This window comes from Pseudomonas paeninsulae (assembly GCF_035621475.1).
Classification (GTDB): Bacteria; Pseudomonadota; Gammaproteobacteria; order Pseudomonadales; family Pseudomonadaceae; genus Aquipseudomonas; species Aquipseudomonas paeninsulae.
In genome coordinates, this window is sequence record NZ_CP141799.1 from 1,890,588 (window position 1) to 1,910,651 (window position 20,064).

Annotated in this window: 18 protein-coding genes and 1 pseudogene; 13 read left to right on the plus strand and 6 right to left on the minus strand. The window is 62.0% G+C overall.

Annotated elements, in window-relative coordinates:
* Positions 1-206: 206 nt before the first annotated feature.
* Positions 207-1,169 carry a DMT family transporter gene (locus tag VCJ09_RS08845; RefSeq protein WP_324733998.1) on the plus strand — a complete coding sequence of 321 codons (963 nt, stop codon included), beginning with the start codon at positions 207-209 and terminating at the stop codon, positions 1,167-1,169.
* 191 nt (positions 1,170-1,360) lie between these two features.
* Here VCJ09_RS08845 and VCJ09_RS08850 read toward each other — a convergent pair whose 3' ends face one another.
* The 3 genes from VCJ09_RS08850 to VCJ09_RS08860 all read right to left on the minus strand — a co-directional run bounded on the left by VCJ09_RS08850 (position 1,361) and on the right by VCJ09_RS08860 (position 4,493).
* Positions 1,361-1,981 carry an NAD(P)H-dependent oxidoreductase gene (locus VCJ09_RS08850; protein WP_079201488.1) on the minus strand — a complete coding sequence of 207 codons (621 nt, stop codon included), beginning with the start codon at positions 1,979-1,981 and terminating at the stop codon, positions 1,361-1,363.
* Positions 1,974-3,368, minus strand: coding sequence for a class II fumarate hydratase (locus VCJ09_RS08855; RefSeq protein ID WP_324733999.1), 1,395 nt, complete (start codon positions 3,366-3,368; stop codon positions 1,974-1,976). The genes VCJ09_RS08850 and VCJ09_RS08855 overlap by 8 nt, the downstream gene beginning before the upstream one ends.
* A gap of 114 nt (positions 3,369-3,482) precedes the next feature.
* Entirely contained in the window at positions 3,483-4,493 is a 1,011-nt protein-coding gene (locus VCJ09_RS08860) for a DUF2804 domain-containing protein (protein ID WP_324734000.1), read from the minus strand.
* 247 nt (positions 4,494-4,740) lie between these two features.
* Here VCJ09_RS08860 and VCJ09_RS08865 point away from each other — a divergent pair, with 247 nt between their 5' ends.
* The 5 genes from VCJ09_RS08865 (at position 4,741) to VCJ09_RS08885 (ending at position 9,304) form a co-directional block, all read left to right on the plus strand.
* The gene (locus tag VCJ09_RS08865; RefSeq protein WP_324734001.1) at positions 4,741-5,241 is read left to right on the plus strand and encodes a DUF2059 domain-containing protein; all 501 of its coding nucleotides are present in this window, start codon (positions 4,741-4,743) and stop codon (positions 5,239-5,241) included.
* A gap of 13 nt (positions 5,242-5,254) precedes the next feature.
* The gene (locus VCJ09_RS08870) at positions 5,255-5,560 is read left to right on the plus strand and encodes a BolA family protein (protein ID WP_324734002.1); all 306 of its coding nucleotides are present in this window, start codon (positions 5,255-5,257) and stop codon (positions 5,558-5,560) included.
* A gap of 398 nt (positions 5,561-5,958) precedes the next feature.
* A complete protein-coding gene (gene trhO, locus VCJ09_RS08875; RefSeq protein ID WP_324734003.1) occupies positions 5,959-6,897 on the plus strand; it encodes an oxygen-dependent tRNA uridine(34) hydroxylase TrhO in 939 nt (312 codons plus the stop codon).
* 3 nt (positions 6,898-6,900) lie between these two features.
* Entirely contained in the window at positions 6,901-7,533 is a 633-nt protein-coding gene (locus VCJ09_RS08880; protein WP_324734004.1) for a DsbA family protein, read from the plus strand.
* Positions 7,526-9,304: an ABC transporter ATP-binding protein gene (locus VCJ09_RS08885; RefSeq protein WP_324734005.1), complete on the plus strand. Its 1,779-nt coding sequence runs from the start codon at positions 7,526-7,528 to the stop codon at positions 9,302-9,304. Before VCJ09_RS08880 ends, VCJ09_RS08885 begins: the two co-directional genes overlap by 8 nt.
* 4 nt (positions 9,305-9,308) lie before the next feature.
* Here VCJ09_RS08885 and VCJ09_RS08890 read toward each other — a convergent pair whose 3' ends face one another.
* Positions 9,309-9,893: a hypothetical protein gene (locus tag VCJ09_RS08890; RefSeq protein WP_324734006.1), complete on the minus strand. Its 585-nt coding sequence runs from the start codon at positions 9,891-9,893 to the stop codon at positions 9,309-9,311.
* A 493-nt stretch (positions 9,894-10,386) separates the two neighbouring features.
* On the opposite strand from VCJ09_RS08890, the gene hppD reads away from it, so the two are divergent.
* From hppD to VCJ09_RS24760, 6 genes and pseudogenes are all read left to right on the plus strand, one after another.
* On the plus strand, positions 10,387-11,469 hold the full coding sequence (gene hppD / locus VCJ09_RS08895) for a 4-hydroxyphenylpyruvate dioxygenase (RefSeq protein WP_324734007.1): 1,083 nt from the start codon (positions 10,387-10,389) through the stop codon (positions 11,467-11,469).
* A 196-nt stretch (positions 11,470-11,665) separates the two neighbouring features.
* Positions 11,666-12,805: a homogentisate 1,2-dioxygenase gene (locus VCJ09_RS08900; protein WP_324734008.1), complete on the plus strand. Its 1,140-nt coding sequence runs from the start codon at positions 11,666-11,668 to the stop codon at positions 12,803-12,805.
* Positions 12,806-12,878: 73 nt separating this feature from the next.
* Positions 12,879-13,862 carry a fumarylacetoacetate hydrolase family protein gene (locus VCJ09_RS08905; RefSeq protein WP_324734009.1) on the plus strand — a complete coding sequence of 328 codons (984 nt, stop codon included), beginning with the start codon at positions 12,879-12,881 and terminating at the stop codon, positions 13,860-13,862.
* Between the two features lie 137 nt (positions 13,863-13,999).
* Positions 14,000-14,641, plus strand: coding sequence for a maleylacetoacetate isomerase (gene maiA / locus VCJ09_RS08910; RefSeq protein WP_324734010.1), 642 nt, complete (start codon positions 14,000-14,002; stop codon positions 14,639-14,641).
* Between the two features lie 1,481 nt (positions 14,642-16,122).
* Positions 16,123-16,308: pseudogene (locus tag VCJ09_RS24755) on the plus strand (HAMP domain-containing protein); the annotation flags it as partial.
* Complete coding sequence (locus VCJ09_RS24760; RefSeq protein WP_407693038.1) at positions 16,303-17,166, plus strand: methyl-accepting chemotaxis protein; 864 nt, start codon at positions 16,303-16,305, stop codon at positions 17,164-17,166. The pseudogene VCJ09_RS24755 and the gene VCJ09_RS24760, both read left to right, overlap by 6 nt.
* A 91-nt stretch (positions 17,167-17,257) precedes the next feature.
* On the opposite strand, the gene VCJ09_RS08920 is transcribed toward VCJ09_RS24760, so the two are convergent.
* Positions 17,258-18,346: a metal-dependent hydrolase gene (locus VCJ09_RS08920; protein WP_324734012.1), complete on the minus strand. Its 1,089-nt coding sequence runs from the start codon at positions 18,344-18,346 to the stop codon at positions 17,258-17,260.
* A 473-nt stretch (positions 18,347-18,819) separates the two neighbouring features.
* On the opposite strand from VCJ09_RS08920, the gene arfB reads away from it, so the two are divergent.
* Positions 18,820-19,233, plus strand: coding sequence for an alternative ribosome rescue aminoacyl-tRNA hydrolase ArfB (gene arfB, locus VCJ09_RS08925; RefSeq protein ID WP_324734013.1), 414 nt, complete (start codon positions 18,820-18,822; stop codon positions 19,231-19,233).
* Positions 19,234-19,361: 128 nt separating this feature from the next.
* On the opposite strand, the gene VCJ09_RS08930 is transcribed toward arfB, so the two are convergent.
* Entirely contained in the window at positions 19,362-20,003 is a 642-nt protein-coding gene (locus tag VCJ09_RS08930) for a cation transporter (protein WP_324734014.1), read from the minus strand.
* Between the last annotated feature and the right edge of the window lie 61 nt (positions 20,004-20,064).

Here is a 20,064-nt window from a genome sequence, read left to right on the forward strand (position 1 = left end):
CGTTTGAGTTGACGACCAATGGTTGTTTTTTTGATGTGTATCGCCTGCGCTTCTGCTTGTTTATGTTTTTGACGTCAACTGTGTGGCTGTGTATCGCTCGTCAGCAGTACAGTTGTCGTATGCAACCCCGCTGAACTGTGACTGTGTCGGTTGGCCGTGGCGGCATAAGATAGCGGTTTCGCCGTTAGCTGGCGAGCGAGGCAGTCATGCACATCTCTTCCGGCCGCTGGCTTTATGGCCTGTTCCTGGCGCTGCTCACCGCTCTGCTCTGGGGCGTGTTGCCGATCAAACTCAAACAAGTACTGCAGGTGATGGACCCGGTCACGGTCACCTGGTATCGACTGCTGGTGTCCGGTTCGATTCTGCTGACTTATTTGGCCGTGTCCCAAGGCTTGCCGCGTTTCCGCCCTCTGGGCCGCAAGGGCGCCTGGCTTCTCGCCTTAGCGATTGCCGGCTTAAGTGCCAATTATGTGCTCTATCTGACCGGCCTGAATCTACTCAGTCCCGGCACCACGCAATTGGTGATCCAGGTCGCGCCTATCTTGCTGCTGATCAGCAGTCTGTTTGTCTTCCGCGAGCGTTTCAGTCTCGGCCAGGGTATGGGTCTGGCCGTGCTGCTGTGCGGTTTTGTGCTGTTTTTCAATCAGCGCTTGGGCGAATTGCTGACCTCGTTGAGCGCTTACACCGCCGGGGTTCTGATCGTGCTGCTGGCCGCAGTTGTCTGGACGTTTTACGGCTTGGCGCAAAAGCAGTTGCTGACGGTGTGGAATTCGTTGCAGGTGATGATGGTGATCTACCTGGCCTGTGCGCTGTTGTTGACCCCTTGGGCGCAGCCGCAGCAGGTCTTCGAGTTGAATTCGTTGCAGGCATGGCTGCTGTTCGCCTGCTGCCTGAATACCCTGGTGGCCTATGGTGCGTTTGCCGAGGCGCTGGCGCATTGGGAGGCCTCGCGGGTCAGTGCAACGCTGGCGATCACGCCGCTGGTGACATTCGGCTCGGTAGCACTGGCGGCGACCTGGTGGCCTGAGCATGTCCGGCCCGAGCAGATCAATTGGATAGCCTACGGCGGCGCGGCGTTGGTGGTGCTGGGATCGGTACTGACTGCCCTCGGCCCGTCGCTGATGGTCAGCCTGCGTGCCCGGCGGTTGCGTATCGCAGCGCAGTTGTAGGCTGGGTTAGCGGCGTCTGCGAGCAGTTTGAATGTGATAGCGGTATCGAGTGTCATGCCACCCGGCACAGCGTCGGTCGGGGCACTGCCATGGTGGGTTACGGCGGGCCAAGTCCTGGGGCATGGCACCTGTTTCTGCGTGCGCCTGCCCCACCCTGCGCTCTGCATGCCCGTCGTGCGCGCCTGGTCGCTTTAGGCGCGGCTGCCGAGTGTTTCGGCACGACGTAGCCAGCTCTGCCGTTGCTCCTCGCTGGAGGGGCGTACCGGGGCGAACTCGCTCAGGCGCCGGGTTTTGATGCCGCTGAAGCCAAGGATGGTGCGCGTCATCTGCCGATGCGCCGGCGCGCCATAGACCCAGCGGAAGTACCAGGGCGGGGTGTCTAGGGTCACCAGCAAATCGGCGGTACGGCCGCTCAGCAGTTTGTCCCACAGTTGCGAGCGAGCGCGGTACTTGAAGGCGAAGCCGGGTAGGAACACCCGGTCGAAGAAGCCCTTGAGCAGCGCCGGAAAGCCGCCCCACCAGACCGGGTAGACGAATACCAGATGCTCGGCCCAGTGGATCTGCCGCTGTGCTTCGAGCAAGTCCGGCTCCAGGGTCTGGCTCTGGTCATAGCCGTCGCGCAGCACCGGGTCGAAGCTCAGTTCGCCGAGTTTCAACTGCCGCACCACATGCCCTTCGTTGCGCGCACCCTGGGCATAGGCTTCGCCGAGGGCGTGGCAGAGGCTGCTGGTTTTCGGCGTGCCGAGAATCATCAGGATGCGTTTGCCGTCGCCTTCGATTGGGGTGGCACCGCTTTTGGCTGCTTCAGTCATGGTTGCCGGCCTCCAGCATGGTTTCCGGGCGGACCCAAGCGTCGAATTGTTCTTCTGTCAGATACCCCAGTTGCAGCGCGGCTTCACGCAGGGTACTGCCGTCCTGATAGGCTTTTTTGGCGATTTCCGCAGCCTTGTCATAGCCAATATGCGGGTTCAGGGCCGTCACCAGCATCAGGCCGCGCTCCAGGTGCGCCGCCATCTGCGCCGCATCCGGTTGCAGGCCGGCGATGCAGTGCTGCTGGAAGTTGCGACAGCCATCGGCGAGCAAGCGAATCGATTGCAGCAGGTTGTGGATGATCACCGGTTTGAACACGTTCAATTGCAGATGCCCTTGGCTCGCGGCAAAACCGATGGTGACATCATTGCCCAGGACCTGGCACGCCAGCATCGACAGCGCTTCGCATTGGGTCGGGTTGACCTTGCCCGGCATGATCGAGCTGCCAGGTTCGTTGGCCGGCAGTTTGACCTCGGCAAATCCTGTACGCGGGCCAGAGCCGAGCAGGCGCAAATCATTAGCGATTTTCATCAGGGCCACGGCGAGGGTTTTCAGTGCGCCGGACAGGCTGGTCAGGGGTTCGTGACCGGCCAGGGCGGCGAACTTGTTGGGCGCGCTGACCAGTGGCAGGCCGCTCAAGGCTGCAAGTTCGGCGGCGATGGCTTCGGCAAAGCCCTGGGGCGAATTGAGCCCAGTGCCGACGGCGGTACCGCCTTGAGCCAGTTCGCAAACCGCTGGCAAGGTTGCCCGGATCGCCCGCTCGGCATAGTCGAGCTGGGTAACGAAGGCAGACAGCTCCTGACCGAAGGTGATCGGCGTGGCATCCATCATGTGGGTGCGTCCGGTCTTGACCAGCTTGCTATGGCGGGCGGATTGCTCGGCCAGCCCGCCGGACAGGTCGGCCAGGGCTGGCAGCAAGTCATGCAGCACGGCGCTGGCAGCGGCGATGTGCATGGCCGTGGGGAAGCAGTCGTTGGAGCTTTGCGCGCGGTTGACGTGATCGTTGGGGTGCACCGGACTCTTGCCACCGCGTGCGCCGCCGGCCAGTTCGTTGGCGCGGCCGGCAATTACCTCGTTGACGTTCATGTTGCTCTGGGTGCCGCTGCCGGTTTGCCAGACCACCAAGGGGAATTGCTCATCATGCTGGCCAGCCAATACTTCGTCGGCGGCTTGCTCGATCAGCCTGGCGATGTCCGGCGACAGGTCGCCGATGCGGTCATTGACCCGTGCAGCGGCTTTCTTGATCAAGGCCAGGGCATGCAGCACGGCCAGTGGCATGCGCTCATCGCCGATGGCGAAATTGATCAGCGAGCGCTGGGTTTGCGCGCCCCAGTAGGCCGTTTCAGGCACTTCGATGGGGCCGAGGCTGTCGGTTTCGGTGCGGCTCATAGAACTCTCCGGAAGGCGATTCAGCAAGTTTAGGCCGTTGCAAGCGCTTGCAGGTTCCCTAGCAGACGGTTGGGCTTGCGTATGCGCTTGCGGGTAGTCCTGAACACTACAGGTTTACCAGCGAGCATGGGTTGCGCCCAGCCAGCCTAGCGCTCCGTCAACCGGTACGCATGCACCGTTGGGGCCGCGCAATATGCCGTCAAAATGGCCAAACCACTGTTGGGTATCGGCGTAGAAAGGCCCTAGGCGTGGGCAGGCTTGATGCAACTGCTGCGGGGTGAAGGTCAAGTCGACCCGTTCGTCGGGACTGCTGAGGTGCCACGGAGCCATGGGTGACTGGTTTTTTTGCCGGATCAGCACCGACATGTCCAGGTGCAGCAGTTCGCCGCCAAACCACAAGGCGTTTTCCGATAGCCTGCTGTGATCGGTCCAGCCAGCGCCGAAATTGCCGGCAATACCGCCCGGTGCGGCAAAGGCGGCGCGCGTCCAATGGCTGCGCAATGGCCAGACGCCGCGGCCAAAGTCCATGGCGGCAAAGCTTTGTCCGGCTACGCAACTGTAGTGGCGGTTGCCGAGTTGCACACTGCCGCTGGCTGGCAGGCCCATTTGCCGACAGGTGGCGTGAAAATGCCGTGGCCCGAGTGGGGCGACCAGATTGGCCGAGTCGAGGTGGGCGGGGCGCTGGATGTCCAAGTCAACCTGTAGCGGCTGTCCGCCAATGTCGGGCGCCGCGACGGTCAGACGCAAGCGTCCCGGCTGTTCAATGACGCGCAGTTGCAGGCGTGGGTGGCAGAACTCATGGCTTTGCTCGGGCTGATCTGGCAGTCCGCAATCTCGCGCAAGTACGCGCAGTTGGCTATGCGCGATCGCCTGGCCGCTGCTCAGATCGAGAAAGTAGGCGGCGCCGTAGCCGACATAATCGAGGTCAGCCTGGGTCAGCGAGAGCATCCAGTGTGGGGTGGTGATGCACCAGTGGTTCCAGCGTTTGCGACGGCCCAAGTGTCCCGGCAGTGCGCAGTCAACCTGGGGGCGGGGAGACCAGCCGATGGCCTGCGGGTTGAGTTGGCCTCGGGAGTCGCACAGCGCTATCGCGGCAGAGGCGTGTGGGCGGGCGAAGCTGTTCATCGGGCACGTCCATGTGTGCGCTGTTACCGATGACGCAGTGAGATTGCCGTCATCGAAGAGCGTAGAGGCTTACTGAGATAAGTTGAGCTTGCCCGCACCTGCAGAGTTGGGCAAGTGCTGGCATTTTGATCTGTCGGCAAGTAGGCGGCCGATAGGGCCGAGCATACTTGAGTGGTGAACGGGCTTGGGCACAAAATGGTGGATCATGGGTCACATACGACTCGACCCATTAAATCCGGAGCATACAATGTCGCGCTTATCTACCCTCTGTGCCGTTGCTGTATTGACCTGTGGCAGCGCCCAGGCGTTTGCCGATGCCAGCAGTCATGCTGCCGATGCGGAGCATTTTCTGCAGCTGGCACAAGCTGACAAGCTGGTTGTGCCGGTCTATTCCCAGGTGCAACAGATGTTCGCCCAGCGTTTCGCCGAGAGTGGCACGCCCAAGAGCAAACAGGCTCTGCTGGAAACCTACCAGGCCAAGGCCAATGCCGAGTTGGACCGGGCAGTCGCCTGGGACAAGCTCAAGCCGGACATGGTCAAGCTCTATACCAGTAATTTCAACGAGCAGGAACTGCAGGAATTGGTTAGCTTCTACCAGTCGCCATTGGGCCAGAAGGTCTTGCAAAAGATGCCGATGCTGACCGAGCAATCGGCGCAGCTGACCCAGGAAAAACTGCAAATAGCGGTACCAAAAGTGAATAAACTGCTGGCGGATATGTCCGCTGAGCTGGGACCGAAAAAGCCGTGAATGGAGTTTGAATATGTCGAAACTAGCTCAACTGCAGAGCGCCTTGGCTGCACTTGACCCCCAGCATCTCGAGGTGCTGGACGAAAGTCACATGCACAGCCGAGGGCTGGAAACCCATTACAAGGCGGTGATCGTCAGCCCTGCATTTGCGGGCTTGAATGCGGTGAAGCGGCACCAGAAGGTTTATGCCAGCCTGGGCGAATTGATGAGCCAGGTGCATGCCCTGGCGTTGCATACCTACACGCCCGAGGAATGGGCGCAACAGGGTGCTGCTCCGAATTCGCCGACCTGCAAGGGCGGCAGCAAGCACGCTAGCTAGTGTCGCGTCAGCCCTGAACTGTCGGATCACCGTAGGAGGGGCGGGCCGCGCAGGTTAGCGGCGCCAAGCGCTGAGCGCTCAGGCACCGCCAGCGTGGCGCGTCGCGTAACCCTCCAAGCGATCTCCCGTGTTGCGCCGATGGTGGGTTACGGCGCAACGGATCATGCTGGATCATCGCTATCGGCAGCGTGCGCCTAACCCACCCGAGAGCCCGTTTACCCGCAGGTTGATCTGTGACGCGACACGAGTAGCGCTGTTTGCTCAGCGCTGAGTCAATCCGCCCCTACACGGCAAGCGCCAAGAAACGTAAACTAGACAACGCGCCGGCTAACGCCGGCGTGTTCGTTTGTAGGCCCAGTCCGCCCTTTACGTGGGCGACTACTGAAGGAAGATGTTTGATGAGTGACAAGATAGTCGTGGCCGCGCTGTACAAGTTCGTCTCCCTGGCGGATTACCAGGCGTTGCGTGAACCCCTGCTGCAAAGCATGCTGGCCAATGGCGTCAAGGGCACCTTGCTGCTCGCCGAAGAAGGCATCAATGGCACCGTCTCCGCCTCGCGCGCCGGTATCGATGGCCTGCTCGCCTGGTTTGCTCTGGATCCGCGTCTGGCGGATGTCGATCATAAAGAGTCGTACTGCGACGAGCAGCCGTTCTACCGTACCAAGGTCAAGCTGAAGAAGGAGATCGTCACCCTGGGCGTGCCGGGCGTCGACCCCAACCTGCAGGTCGGCACCTATGTCGAGGCCCATGACTGGAACGCGCTGATCAATGATCCCGAAGTGTTGCTGATCGACACGCGTAACGACTATGAAGTGGCGATAGGCACGTTCGAGGGTGCGGTCGACCCCAAGACCAAATCGTTTCGCGAGTTTCCCGACTACATCAAGGCGCACTTCGATCCGGCCAGGCACAAGAAAGTGGCGATGTTCTGCACCGGCGGTATTCGCTGCGAGAAGGCGTCCAGCTACATGCTCGGTGCCGGCTTTGCCGAGGTATTCCATCTCAAGGGCGGGATCCTCAAGTATCTGGAGCAAGTGCCCCAGGAGCAGACCAAGTGGCGGGGTGACTGCTTCGTCTTCGACAATCGGGTCACCGTTCGCCATGACCTGACAGAGGGTGACTATGACCAGTGCCATGCCTGCCGCACGCCGATTACCGTGCAAGATTGCCAGTCCGAGTACTACACCCTGGGGGTAAGCTGTCCGCATTGTTGGGATTCGCTGCCCGAGAAAACCCGCGCCGGTGCCCGCGAACGACAAAAACAGATCGAACTGGCCAAGGCGCGTAACCAGCCCCATCCTCTGGGTTTCAACCCACGCCAAGTCAACGAGGGCTAGACCATGCAAGCACGCTTGCTCTACGTGATGGACCCGATGTGTTCCTGGTGCTGGGGTTTTGCCCCGGTGCTCGAGTCCCTCGCCGAGCAGGCGGCTGCGGCTGGCGTACCGTTGCAACTGGTACTCGGCGGCCTGCGTCGTGATAGCGTGGCAGTCGACGCGGCGGCGCGGGTGCGTTATCTGGGCTACTGGCAAGCGGTCAATGCCAGTACTGGGCAGTTATTCAATTTCGTCGACGGCTTGCCCGAGGGGCTGGTCTACGATACGGAACCGGCTTGCCGGGCGCTGGTGACTGCGCGCCGCCTCGATGCGCAAAGCGTCTGGCCGCTGGCTCAGTTGATCCAGCGCGCCTTCTATATCAAGGGTGTGGATGTCACCCGGGCTAGCGAATTGGTCGCTCTGGCCGAGCAAGCCGGGATTCCGCGCATCGAGTTCGCCGCCGCATTCGACAGTACTGAACAGCGCGAAGCCACTATGGCCGATTTCAGTTGGGTGCAGGATTTGGGCATCTCCGGCTTTCCCACCTTGCTGGCCGAATGCAACGGACAATTGGCTCTGTTGACCAATGGATATCAGCCGCTCGAGGTGCTCGCGCCCTTGCTCGGTCGCTGGCTGGAGCGCGCGCTGCATGCCTGATCGGTTGAGTTGGGCGGAAATTCGGCGCCTAGCCCTGCATCACAAGAAAGCGCTGCTTCTGGCCAATCTGGTGGCGTTGTTCGCCACCCTGTGCAGTGTGCCTATCCCCCTGCTACTGCCATTGTTGGTCGACGAAGTACTGCTCCACGATGGTGACAGCGCGCTCAAGGTGATGGACCGTTTTCTCCCCGCCGACTGGGAGATCGCGGCCGGCTATATCGGCCTGATGCTGGTGCTGACCTTTCTGCTGCGCAGTTCGGCGCTGATCTTCAACGTGGTGCAGGCACGCCTGTTCGCCGGTCTGTCGAAAGACATCATCTACCGCATTCGTATTCGTCTGATCGAGCGACTCAAGCGTATTTCCCTCAGTGAATACGAGAGCCTTGGCGGCGGTACGGTGACCACGCACCTGGTCACTGACCTGGAGACTCTGGACAAGTTTGTCGGCGAAACCCTCAGCCGGTTTCTGGTCGCCGTACTGACGCTGACGGGCACCTCGGCGATTTTGTTGTGGATGCACTGGCAACTGGCGCTGTTGATCCTGTTGTTCAACCCACTGGTGATCTACGCCACGGTGTTGTTGGGCAAGAAGGTCAAGTACCTGAAAAGGCTGGAGAACGACAGCACCTCACGGTTTACCCAGGCGCTCACCGAAACCCTCGAGGCGATCCAGGAAATTCGTGCCGGCAATCGCCAGGGTTACTTCCTCGGTCGGCTCGGTGGGCGGGCCCGGGAAGTACGTGACTACGCGGTGGCCTCGCAATGGAAGACCGATGCCTCGAACCGGGCCAGCGGCTTGCTGTTCCAGTTCGGCATCGACGTGTTTCGCGCGGCGGCCATGCTCACCGTGCTGTTCTCCGACCTGTCGATCGGCCAGATGCTCGCGGTGTTCAGCTACCTGTGGTTCATGATCGGGCCGGTCGAACAGTTGCTTAATCTGCAATATGCCTTCTACGCCGCCGGTGGAGCGCTGGCGCGGATCAACGAGTTGCTCGCGCGTCGTGACGAGCCGCAGTACCTGGGCACTGTCGATCCGTTCACGGGGCGTGACACCGTCGGTATCGAAGTGCGTGGGCTGACGTTTTCCTACAACGACGAACCGGTGCTGGAAAACCTCAACCTGAGTATCGCACCGGGTGAAAAGGTGGCCATCGTTGGCGCCAGCGGGGGTGGCAAAAGCACTCTGGTGCAGCTATTGCTCGGCCTCTATACGCCGCAGGCGGGGATTATTCGCTTCGGTGGCTGCAGCCAGCAGGAGATCGGCCTGGAAACCGTGCGCGATCAGGTCGCGGTGGTGTTGCAGCACCCGGCGTTGTTCAATGACACGGTGCGCGCCAACCTGTGCATGGGCCGCGAGCGCAGCGATGAAGCCTGCTGGCACGCCCTGGAAATCGCTCAGTTGGCCAGCACCATAGGTGGGCTGGCAAAAGGCCTGGACAGCATCGTCGGCCGCTCCGGTGTGCGCCTGTCCGGCGGCCAGCGCCAGCGCTTGGCTATCGCCCGCATGGTCCTTGCCGAGCCGAAAGTGGTGATTCTCGACGAGGCTACCTCGGCCCTCGATACCGCCACCGAGTACGCCTTGCATCAGGCCCTGGGCCAGTTTCTCAACGGTCGCACCACGCTGATCATCGCCCATCGCCTTTCGGCGGTGAAGCAGGCGGACCGGGTGCTGGTATTCGATGGCGGCAGCGTCGCCGAAGACGGCGATCACCAACAGTTGATTGCCGAGGGTGGGCTGTACGCCAAACTCTATGGGCATTTGCAGCACTGAGGGGTCAGGGTGCCGCTATCGCTGCTGGCGAGCCGCTCGAGTCGCTGGCCCATTGCTGCAGTTGTTGCGTGCGCGCCTGGCTTTCAGCCAGCGTCTTGTCCAGCGCCTCGTTGTAGTCGCTGAGCCAGCTACGCGAGCCGACTATCATCCCAGCGAGGTCGCGCATGCCGTTTTTCAAGGCGGCAAGGCTCCTCTGGAAGCTCTGTTCCTGGCCGATCAGGGTATTCGCCACTTGTTGCTGCACGGCTCGGTTGTCGCCGCTGGTCAGCGTCACCGCAGGCGTGTCACTTTGCAGGGTGCTCAGCTGCTTGTCTTGCCGGGCCACTTGCTCTTCGAGCTCCGCGAGCTGTGTTTGCAGTGCCGCTGTCTGCTCTTGCAAGCCCTGGAGCTGGCTGGCGCCGAGACTTGCGTCCTGCTCGCTGGACGGGCTGAGCAAGCCTATGGTCAGCCAGCTGGCGAGCGTCATAGCCAGCACCGCGGCAAGGATGAAGAGCAGGATGCGATCGAGTCGACGGCCTTTCTCCAGCAGTTCTAGGCGTTGTTCTGCGCCGATCGGTTCGCCGCTACTTTCTTGTGGGTCATTGCTCATGGCTTTTCCGTCACATGGTTGTGCTGATCGAAGTGGCAAGCTCTTGAGTGGCATTGTGCCACTATTCGAGTATGGCTGGCGCTTCGCTGCTTTACCTGTAGCTGGCCCTGAATAGTCAGCAGCTGCAGGATTGGGCCACGGTTCAGTGGCAAGCGTTCAATTATTCCTGCGCTGGGCATGTTCAGGTGTGCCTGGCCGTGCAAGTTGGCAGTGTATGCCGCGGCCGTCAGCAGAATCCGTGCTTGTTTGGCAGTTAAATGCGCCACTTTGTAAATAAATCGTTACGAGCTGCCCGGGTTTTTACCGGGCACTGGACGCTTTGGCTGGCGTTTATCAGGCTGTAAGGTTTTATTGCCAATAGACCTGCACTATACCGCTGCACAGCGCCTGGGCCGTCTTGTAGGGCGTCCTTGCCTCGGTTGTCATGGAGTTATCCGCGTCGTCCTGTCTGCTTGCGAGGGCGCTGAATCGACAACAACAACGAGGAGGCGCAATGACCGCCGTGAACAAGATCGAACAGCACAATCCCATCGGTACCGACGGCTTCGAATTTGTCGAGTACACCGCGCCGACCCCGCAAGGCATCCAGCAGTTGCGTGAACTGTTCAGCGCCATGGGCTTTACCGAAACCGCCAAGCACCGCTCCAAGGAAGTCTTTCTGTTCCAGCAGAACGACATCAACTTTGTGCTCAACGGCAGTCCCACCGGGCATGTCCGCGAGTTCGGCCTCAAGCACGGGCCAAGCGCCTGCGCCATGGCTTTTCGAGTACAGAACGCGGCGCAGGCGGCGGCCTATGTCGAGTCGCAAGGTGCCACGCTGGTCGGCAGTCACGCCAACTTCGGCGAGTTGAATATCCCCTGCGTCGAAGGCATCGGCGGTTCCTTGCTGTACCTGGTCGATCGTTATGGTGACAAGAGCATCTATGACGTCGATTTCGAGTACATCGAAGGCCGTACGCCGCAGGACAACGCGGTCGGCCTGAAAGAACTGGATCACCTGACCCACAACGTCAAGCGCGGGCAGATGGATGTCTGGTCGGGTTTCTACGAGCGGATTGCCAATTTCCGCGAGATCCGCTACTTCGATATCGAAGGCAAACTTACCGGCCTGGTTTCGCGGGCCATGACCTCGCCTTGCGGCAAGATCCGCATCCCGATCAACGAGTCGTCCGACGACAAGTCGCAGATCGAGGAATTCATCCGTGAGTACCACGGCGAAGGCATTCAGCACATTGCCCTGAGCACCGACGACATCTATGCCACCGTGCGCCAGCTGCGCGCCAGCGGCGTGGACTTCATGAAAACCCCTGACACCTATTTTGACAAGGTGGACACCCGCGTGGCTGGCCACGGCGAGCCGAGCGAGTTGCTGCGCGAGTTGAATATCCTGATCGACGGCGCGCCGGGAGATGACGGCATCCTGTTGCAGATTTTCACCAATACGGTGATCGGCCCGATCTTCTTCGAGATCATCCAGCGCAAGGGCAACCAGGGTTTCGGCGAGGGCAACTTCAAGGCGTTGTTCGAGTCCATCGAGGAAGACCAGATCAAACGCGGCGTGATCAAGGCCGATTGATCCGCAAACCGTCGGGTGGGTTAGGCGCGTCTATCGTTGCTGCAGGTACAGCGCGATTGCGCCGCGCCGTAACCCACCAGGCGGCAGCTGCTGAAACGAGTGGTGGGTTACGACGCACAGGGATTAGCCGTGTGCCTGCAGGTGCTAGTCGCGCCTAACCCACCCTACAAAAGCGTGCATCGAGGAGATACCGGCCATGAGCCGTAAATGGATCAGCTTCCCCCTACGCGAAGGCGAGTGCTCGCGCCAGGCGCACTGCGATTTTCCCGAGGGCACCTACGAGCGCGAGATGGGCCGCGAGGGCTTCTTCGGTCCGACCGCGCACCTGCACCACAAGCATCCACCGACAGGTTGGATCGACTGGCAGGGGCCGTTACGGCCGCACGCCTTCAACTTCAACGAGTTGTCCAGCGAGCGTGATTGCCCGCTGGAGGCGCCGCTGACCCTGCACAACGCCGATATGAAGCTGCGCGTGTGGAAGACCCACGGCGCCATGCGTCACCTGGTACGCAATGCCGATGGCGACGACCTGCTGTTCATCCATGAAGGGGCAGGGGAGTTCTACTGCGATTTCGGCCACCTGAGCTACCGCGACGGCGATTACCTGGTGATTCCGCGCGGCACCGCCTGGCGCATCGAAACCAACGCGCCGACCTTCATGTTGCTGATCGAGAGCAGCGATGGCGCTTACCAGTTGCCGGACAAGGGTCTGCTCGGCCCCCAGGCGATCTTCGACCCGGCGGTGCTCGAACATCCGAAACTGGACGATGCCTTCAAGGCGCAACAGGATGAGAACACCTGGCAGCTGCGGATCAAGCGGCGCAACCAGGTCAGCACCGTGACTTACCCCTACAACCCGCTGGACGTGGTCGGCTGGCATGGCGACAACACCGTGGTGCGCCTCAACTGGCGCGATATTCGCCCACTGATGAGTCACCGTTACCATCTGCCGCCGTCGGCGCACACCACCTTCGTCGCCAATGGTTTCGTGGTCTGCACCTTCACCCCGCGGCCGGTGGAGACTGATCCGGGGGCGTTGAAAGTGCCGTTCTATCACAACAACGACGACTACGACGAAGTGCTGTTCTACCACCGCGGCAACTTCTTCAGCCGCGACAATATCGAGGCCGGGATGGTCACCCTGCACCCCTGCGGCTTCCCCCACGGCCCGCATCCCAAGGCGCTGAAGAAGAGCCAGGAGGCGCCGGCAACCTTTGTCGACGAGGTGGCGGTGATGATTGATGCCCGCCGCGCCCTGGAGATAGACCCGGCCGCCGCGCAAGTCGATGTGCCCGAATACGTCAATTCCTGGCGTGCGCCGGGCAAAGACAGCTGAGCTAGGGCGTGCTGCGCAGCAGAACCCTGACTGAAATCTGTGGTGCGCAAGGCGCACCCTACGAGGTTTGACCATGAAACTCGCTTCATTGAATCAAGGCCGCGACGGTCTGCTGGTCGTGGTTTCCCGTGACCTGACCCGCGCGGTAAAAGCGCCGGCGATTGCCGCCACCCTGCAAGCCGCGCTGGATCACTGGGCTGACTGCAAACCCAAGCTGGAGGCTCTGTACCAACGTCTCAATGACGGCCTGTGCAGCGATGCCTTCGCATTCGAGCAGAGCGCCTGCCACAGTCCCTTGCCGCGGGCCTACCATTGGGCCGACGCTAGCGCCTACGTTAATCACGTCGAGCTGGTGCGCAAGGCGCGCGGGGCCGAGATACCGGAGAGTTTCTGGCACGACCCGCTGATGTACCAGGGTGGCGCCGACTGCTTTATCCCGCCGCAGGCACCGATCCGCATGGCCGACGAGGCATGGGGCATCGACCTGGAGGCCGAGATCGCGGTGATCACCGACGACGTGCCGATGGGCGCCACTGCCGCCGAGGCCGCGCAGCGCATCCAGTTGCTGATGCTGGTCAACGATGTGTCGCTGCGCAACCTGATTCCCGGCGAGTTGGCCAAGGGCTTTGGCTTTTACCAGAGCAAACCGTCGTCGAGCTTCTCGCCAGTGGCCATTACCCCGGACGAATTGGGCGATAGCTGGAAAGACGGCAAGGTGCATCGACCGTTGGTTTCGCACATCAACGAGGTGCTGTTCGGCCAGCCGGATGCCGGCACCGACATGACCTTCAACTTCCCGACCTTGCTGGCCCATGCCGCCAAGAGCCGGCCGCTGGGCAGCGGCAGCATTATTGGTTCGGGCACGGTGTCGAACTACGACCGCAGCGCCGGCTCGTCCTGCCTGGCGGAGAAACGCATGCTGGAAATCATCGAGCAGGGTGAGGCCAAGACACCCTTCCTCACATTCGGCGACCGGGTGCGCATCGAGATGTTCGATGCCGCCGGCCACAGCCTGTTCGGCGCCATCGACCAGGTAGTGGAAAAGTATCAGCCGTAGGATGGGTTGAGGCGCGTAGCGACGATACCCATCGAGCGCAGGGATGGGTATTGCTGCGCCCAACACCATCCGACGGTCTGCACGCGCATCGCCGGGACGCCGGCCCGCAGCAAGCTGGCTCTACAGGGAGAATTTACATGCTGACGCTGTATAGCTACTGGCGCTCCACCGCCGCCTACCGGGTGCGTATCGCCTTGAATCTCAAGGGCCTGGCCTATCAGCAGGTGCCGGTGCACTTGGTCAGGGACGGCGGTGAGCAACACTCGGCCGAGTACCGGGCGCTCAACCCGCAGGAGTTGGTGCCGTTGCTGGTCGATGGCGAAGCCAGGATCGCCCAGTCATTGGCGATCCTCGAATACCTGGACGAAGTGTATCCAGTGCCGGCGTTATTGCCGGCCGATCCGGCTCCGCGTGCTCAGGTGCGGGCGTTGGCGTTGCACATCGCCTGCGATATCCATCCGCTCAACAACCTGCGCGTGCTGCAGTACCTGTCCGGACCGTTGGGTGTGGCCGATCAGGCAAAGGATGCCTGGTACCGCCACTGGGTCGGCCTGGGCCTCGCGGCGGTGGAGCAGGGGTTGGCGGTTTTCGAGGGGCGCCTGTCCCTGGACCAGCGCCCCGGATATCTGGAAGCCTGTCTGCTCCCACAGCTGTACAACGCTCGCCGTTTTAACTGTGAGCTCGATGCCTTCCCGCGCATCCTCGCCATGGCGGCGCGCTGCGAATCCCTCGAGGCCTTCAAGCAGGCCGCTCCCGAAGTGCAGGCCGACGCCCCGTGATCTTGGCCGCGTGTCCAATTACCTGACTTCGCGTTGGATGCCGCGGCCCGCCGGACGATGAGCCTGTTCGTGGTCATCGGGAAAACAGCAGAGGCGCCCGACACTCAGAGGTTGTGAAAAACTCTCGCCCACTGCGGCCGCCTCCTAACGCCCGCTGCGGCGTTGCGCTGCGAACGCCTGGATACGCTCTCACGACGGCGCTCGATATTTTCATAACCTCTGAGTCGTGCACCTCTTTCTTTATGCGGCGTGATTCACGCAGACGGATATTTGGCGTCGCTAGAGTGGCGAGTAGCCGCCACATGCAGATTTCGCTCGGCGGAAAGTCGCCGACAACGGCCCTGGCAAAGACTGAACCGATGGCTTGGTGCGATTGGCCGCGTCGCCTTGCAGGGCTCTAGCGCAATGGTTTTCGCCAAGCTGTCGGCTATAAAAGCGCTAAGGACTAAAGCTGGCACACGGGTTGCGATGCTCCGGCTTGCAAAATCGATGTCATGCCCCCGCATGCCAGCCACACCGCCTCCCTGAGGCGTGTCGGCGTGTCGAATAACAATAATGGAGTTGTGCTTATGTTGCAGTCTGCCGCCCGCCTGTTTACCAACCTTGCCGTCAGCAAGAAGCTGCTCTGCGGTTTTACCTTGGTATTACTGCTGACCATCGCGGTGACTGCCAGCGGCTTCATTGCGCTACAGAGCATTCTGCGAGGGCATACGTTGGCTGGGCAACTGACGGCCGTGAATATGGAAATTCTCCAGGCGCGTCGGTTTGAGCGTACGTTCGCCATCGAGCAAAGTACCGAGAGTGCCGAGCGGGTGCGCGCGAGCCTGGCGACCGTGCAAGCGTTACTGATTCAACTGGAGCAGGGCACCTCGGCGGCGCAAGCCAAGCATTACCAGACCATGAAGCAGGCGGTGGCCGATTACCTGAGCCAGTTCGACAGTTATGTCGACCTGCAGAACAGGGCGCGTCAGGCGCGCCAGGATATGGGCGCTGCCGCAGTCGAGACGCGCGGTCAATTCGAGTCGCTTGAACTGGACATGTACGACGCCGTACGCGAATTGCGTCTGCAAGGCGACAAACTCCGCGGTAGCGATCCGCTGACCCTGGCGGAAACCGCGTCCGGAATGAGCAAGCGCATGCTCGAGCTGCGTGATCAAGAGAGCCTATACATCATCGACGGTTCGGCCGAGGCGTTGGAGGAGTGGGCCTACATCAGCGAGGATCTGCAAAGCGTCGCGCGCAACCTGATGGTGTGGTTGAGCGATGAGCAGAAGGCCGCAATCGAAACGGCCTTGCAGTCCTTGACCACCTACCAGCGCTCCTTCGGTTATTACCAGCAGGTCCGCCAGCAGAGTCGCACTACCGAAACCGCGATGATCGAGCGGGCGCGGGCGGTATTCAGCCTGGCCGAGGCGGCGAAAGTCGACGAGGAGCAGCGTATGGCTGCCGCCAGTCGCCAGGCCATGCTGCTGCTCGCGGCCATGGGCGTGGCTGCGGTGATTCTCGGCCTGCTGGCTGCCTGGTTGATCACCCGTTCGATCGTCATCCCCTTGCGCCAGAGTGTGGCCTTTGCCCAGCGTATCGCCGAAGGTGACCTGAGCCAGGACTTGCCGCTCGATCGCCACGACGAACTCGGCCAGTTGTTGGCGGCCTTGCAGGGCATGACCAGCAGCCTGCGCAATCTGCTCGGGCGCATTGGCGGCGGCGTCAGCCAGATCGCCGCTGCGGCCGAGCAGCTGTCGGCGATCACCGCGCAAACCAGTGCCGGGGTGCACAACCAGCGCCAGGAAACCGAGCAGACCGCCACCGCCATGCACCAGATGGCCGCCACCGTGCAGGAAGTGGCGCAGAACGCCGAGCAGGCGTCCATGGCGGCCCGCGATGCCGACCGCGAGGCGCAGCAGGGCAATCAGGTGGTGCAGCAGGCGGTGACGCAGATCGGCAATCTGGCGCTGGAGGTCGACCAGTCGGCCGCAGCGATACAGGCGCTGAATCAGGAGAGTGCCCGCATCGGCGGCGTATTGGAGGTGATCCGTGCGGTCGCCGAGCAGACCAATCTGCTCGCGCTGAATGCGGCCATCGAGGCCGCCCGGGCGGGCGAGCAGGGTCGCGGCTTTGCTGTAGTCGCCGACGAAGTGCGGGCGCTGGCGCGGCGTACGCACGATTCAACCGAAGAAATCGAAGGCCTGATTGGCAGTCTGCAGCGTATGGCGGGCGGCGCAGTCGAGCAGATGGAAAGTAGTCGCAAGCTGACCCAGGGCACCGTCACCCTGGCCGGTCAGGCGGGCGATGCCCTGGGCCGCATCACTCAGGCGGTGAGCACCATCGAACAGATGAACCAGCAGATCGCCGCCGCCGCCGAAGAGCAGAGCGCCGTGGCGGATAGCATCAGCGCAAGCATTACCCGAGTGCGTGATATTGGCGAGCAGAGCGCCAGTGCCAGTGAGCAAACCGCCGCCTCCAGCGCCGAGCTGGCGCGCCTGGGCGTTGAGCTGCAGGGCCTGGTCGCGCAGTTTCGTATTTGAGTAGCAGGCCTGCGCCTCAGGCGCAGCAACAGATTCGTAGGCCGATCAACTACCAGGGTAATCCGGGGATTTGCCTCCCGGTAAACCGCCCTCAGCAATCGTCGCGCTCCGCGGCGCAGGTCTGCCGGGCGGCGCTGAGCTGGGGTTTGCCCAGTTCGCTGGCCCAGGCGGTCAGGGGCACCTGCAGATCCGGCTGCCAGATACGTCGCCACAGCACTTGCAGGCGTTGCAGGTCGACCCGCTCCATTGGCCAGCTCGCGATGTGCTGATTGACCTGCCAGGCGCCATTGTGGCGAACGGCGAAGTCGAAGCGGAAGGGATGGGTGCCGGTCATGCCCAGGCGCAGATCGGTGACCACCAGGTGCTCGTCGATCTGGTCGTAGCGCAACACGCCATCGGTGAACCAGGCCAGGCGCTGGTGCGCTGGCGAGTCCGCGAGTACCTCGGCCAGCGCAGTGCCACGCGGCATGCGGCTGAGCTGCGGCGGCTGTGAGTCGAACCAGCCGACCAGGGCTTCGTGGTAATCCGCGCCATCCAGCACGATCACGCGCCAGAGCAGGCTGTTGAGTGGCGTCGGCGTGCTGAACAGTGCTTCGGCCTGGATGCCCTGGCGCGCCAGTTGCGCCTCGACACGTTGCTCGGCCATGGATTTGCCGGCCAGAGTCGAACCCAGATACAGGCTCGACAGGGCCAGGGCGACCAGTGGCGCCTTGGCCATTTTGTCGCGCAGGCCGAAGGCCAGCCCCAGTAGCACGGCGGCGATCAGCGGTACGGTGTAGAGCGGGTCGATGATAAAGATGCTCGACCAGGCCGTGGGTGTTGGCATCAGCGGCCAGAACAGTTGGGTGCCGTAGCTGGTGAAGCTGTCGAGCAGTGGGTGGCTGAGCAACACCAGCGCCACGCAGGCAAACAGGCGTTGCGTCGAGTAGCCCTGGTGTGGGCGAAAACGCCGCATCAGCCAGGTCAACAAGATCGCTACGCCGAAGAGCACGAACAGCGAATGGCTGAAGCCGCGGTGGTAGGTCATCTGCGCCACGGCGTCGCCATAGTCGATTACTACGTCCAAGTCGGGCAGGGTGCCGAGGACGGCGCCATACAGCAGGGCCTTGCGCCCTTGCCAACGACCGAGCAGCGCGCCCTGAATGCTGGCGCCGAGCACGGCCTGAGTAATCGAGTCCATCGCTGTGAGATCCATTGTGGAAGAACGATAACGGTACACCGTGAATTGTTCGGGCGGCTGTCTGGAATTCAAACCAAAGATTTCAATTGCAGGTGCAGGGGCGCGCAGGAGGCAAATAGCTCAGGGGTTTAGCCGTGGGTCGCGGCTGTCGATGAGTCCGGCGGATGGAGCGTGCAGGGTGTCCGCCGTGCAAGTTGATCAAGGCCACCATGGGCTGCCATACCAGTAATCTTGGGCGTGCTCGCTGGCCACTTCGGATCATCACGCGAAACTGATTGCTGTGTGCTGACAGTCGAAGGTCAGGGCGTTGCCGGGCGGGTACGGTGTGGTTTCGGCTGCAGCCGAGCAGTTGATGGAGCTGTTTTGTAGAGCGGCGCAGATGCCTGAATGCAGCATGCCATGGCGGGAAGGGCCATACGGCAGCCGTTGTCAGGGTATATCCTTGCCGCTCTGTCGCCGCCGAAGCCTTTGCCATGCTGGAAATTTCCAACAGCGTCCACCTGCCCGATTCTGAAATCGAGTTGACCGCCATCCGCGCCCAGGGCGCCGGCGGGCAGAACGTCAACAAGGTTTCCAGTGCCATGCACCTGCGCTTCGACAGCCAGGCCTCGTCCTTGCCGGCGTTTTACAAGGAACGCCTGCTGGCGCTGCGCGACAGTCGCATCACCGCCGAGGGCGTGGTGATCATCAAGGCCCAGCAATACCGTACCCAGGAGCAGAATCGCGCCGATGCCCTGGAGCGGCTGGCCGAGTTGATCCGCAATGCCGGTAAGACCGAAAAGGCCCGGCGCCCGACCAAGCCGACCTTCGGCTCGAAGAAGCGCCGTCTGGAAGGCAAGAACAAGCGCGGGACGATCAAGGCCGGTCGCGGCAAGGTGGATTTTTAGCGGGCAATGTTCTGTGGCTGACTTCGCCTGGCTATGCGCCCCGGCGCTGGCCAGCGCGCGCTACTTTTGCAAACCACCACTCGCGACCGACAGCGACCGGCCAACTGGCCGAGGCATCACGCAGCTGCTCAAACCACGGCCTTGACCTCGGCTTCCTCGGCCAACTCCTGGCGCGCATGGCGCATCACCTGATAGGACGAAGTGACCGCCAGGCCGGCCATGAGGCTGGCGACCAGCAGGTCCGGCCAGGCGCTGCCGGTGCCGAATACGCCGAGGGCGGCGAACAGCACGGCGATATTGCCGATGGCATCGTTGCGTGAGCACAACCAGACGCTGCGCATATTGCTGTCGCCCTCGCGGTAGGCGTAGAGCAGGCCGGCCACGCCGACGTTGGCCAGCAGTGCCAGAGTGCCGACCAGTCCCATGGTGGTGGCGTCGGGCACCTGGCCGCTGAGCAGGTGCCAGATCGCCGCGATCAGCACGCCGACTCCGAATACCAGCATGCACAGGGCTTTGAACAGCGAGGCTCTGGCGCGCAGGGTCAGGCTCATGCCCAGCACCAGCAGGCTGATGCCGTAGTTGGCGGCATCGCCGAGAAAGTCCAGCGAATCCGCCAATAGCGATACCGAATCGGCGCGTATGCCGGCAATGATTTCCACACCGAACATGCCCAGGTTAACCACCAGGGCCAGCCACAGGATTTTGCGGTAGCGTTTGGTGAGACGAGGGGTTGCACCGCTCGATGCGGTGTTGCAGCAATTGGCGCCCATTAGGCTTCTCCTGGAAGGGTATGGGCGGTACGCTAAACCCTGTAGTCACTACGGAGTCAAG

Excerpts from the sequence above, each read along its gene's own strand:
- maiA (WP_324734010.1), top strand. The coding sequence starts at position 14,000 with ATGCTGACGCTGTATAGCTACTGGCGCTCCACCGCCGCCTACCGGGTG.
- VCJ09_RS08860 (WP_324734000.1), bottom strand. The coding sequence starts at position 4,493 with ATGAACAGCTTCGCCCGCCCACACGCCTCTGCCGCGATAGCGCTGTGC.
- VCJ09_RS08905 (WP_324734009.1), top strand. The coding sequence starts at position 12,879 with ATGAAACTCGCTTCATTGAATCAAGGCCGCGACGGTCTGCTGGTCGTG.
- VCJ09_RS08920 (WP_324734012.1), bottom strand. The coding sequence starts at position 18,346 with ATGGACTCGATTACTCAGGCCGTGCTCGGCGCCAGCATTCAGGGCGCG.
- trhO (WP_324734003.1), top strand. The coding sequence starts at position 5,959 with ATGAGTGACAAGATAGTCGTGGCCGCGCTGTACAAGTTCGTCTCCCTG.
- VCJ09_RS08900 (WP_324734008.1), top strand. The coding sequence starts at position 11,666 with ATGAGCCGTAAATGGATCAGCTTCCCCCTACGCGAAGGCGAGTGCTCG.
- hppD (WP_324734007.1), top strand. The coding sequence starts at position 10,387 with ATGACCGCCGTGAACAAGATCGAACAGCACAATCCCATCGGTACCGAC.
- VCJ09_RS08865 (WP_324734001.1), top strand. The coding sequence starts at position 4,741 with ATGTCGCGCTTATCTACCCTCTGTGCCGTTGCTGTATTGACCTGTGGC.
- VCJ09_RS08885 (WP_324734005.1), top strand. The coding sequence starts at position 7,526 with ATGCCTGATCGGTTGAGTTGGGCGGAAATTCGGCGCCTAGCCCTGCAT.
- VCJ09_RS08930 (WP_324734014.1), bottom strand. The coding sequence starts at position 20,003 with ATGGGCGCCAATTGCTGCAACACCGCATCGAGCGGTGCAACCCCTCGT.
- arfB (WP_324734013.1), top strand. The coding sequence starts at position 18,820 with ATGCTGGAAATTTCCAACAGCGTCCACCTGCCCGATTCTGAAATCGAG.
- VCJ09_RS08845 (WP_324733998.1), top strand. The coding sequence starts at position 207 with ATGCACATCTCTTCCGGCCGCTGGCTTTATGGCCTGTTCCTGGCGCTG.
- VCJ09_RS24760 (WP_407693038.1), top strand. The coding sequence starts at position 16,303 with ATGACCAGCAGCCTGCGCAATCTGCTCGGGCGCATTGGCGGCGGCGTC.
- VCJ09_RS08850 (WP_079201488.1), bottom strand. The coding sequence starts at position 1,981 with ATGACTGAAGCAGCCAAAAGCGGTGCCACCCCAATCGAAGGCGACGGC.
- VCJ09_RS08870 (WP_324734002.1), top strand. The coding sequence starts at position 5,255 with ATGTCGAAACTAGCTCAACTGCAGAGCGCCTTGGCTGCACTTGACCCC.
- VCJ09_RS08890 (WP_324734006.1), bottom strand. The coding sequence starts at position 9,893 with ATGAGCAATGACCCACAAGAAAGTAGCGGCGAACCGATCGGCGCAGAA.
- VCJ09_RS08855 (WP_324733999.1), bottom strand. The coding sequence starts at position 3,368 with ATGAGCCGCACCGAAACCGACAGCCTCGGCCCCATCGAAGTGCCTGAA.
- VCJ09_RS08880 (WP_324734004.1), top strand. The coding sequence starts at position 6,901 with ATGCAAGCACGCTTGCTCTACGTGATGGACCCGATGTGTTCCTGGTGC.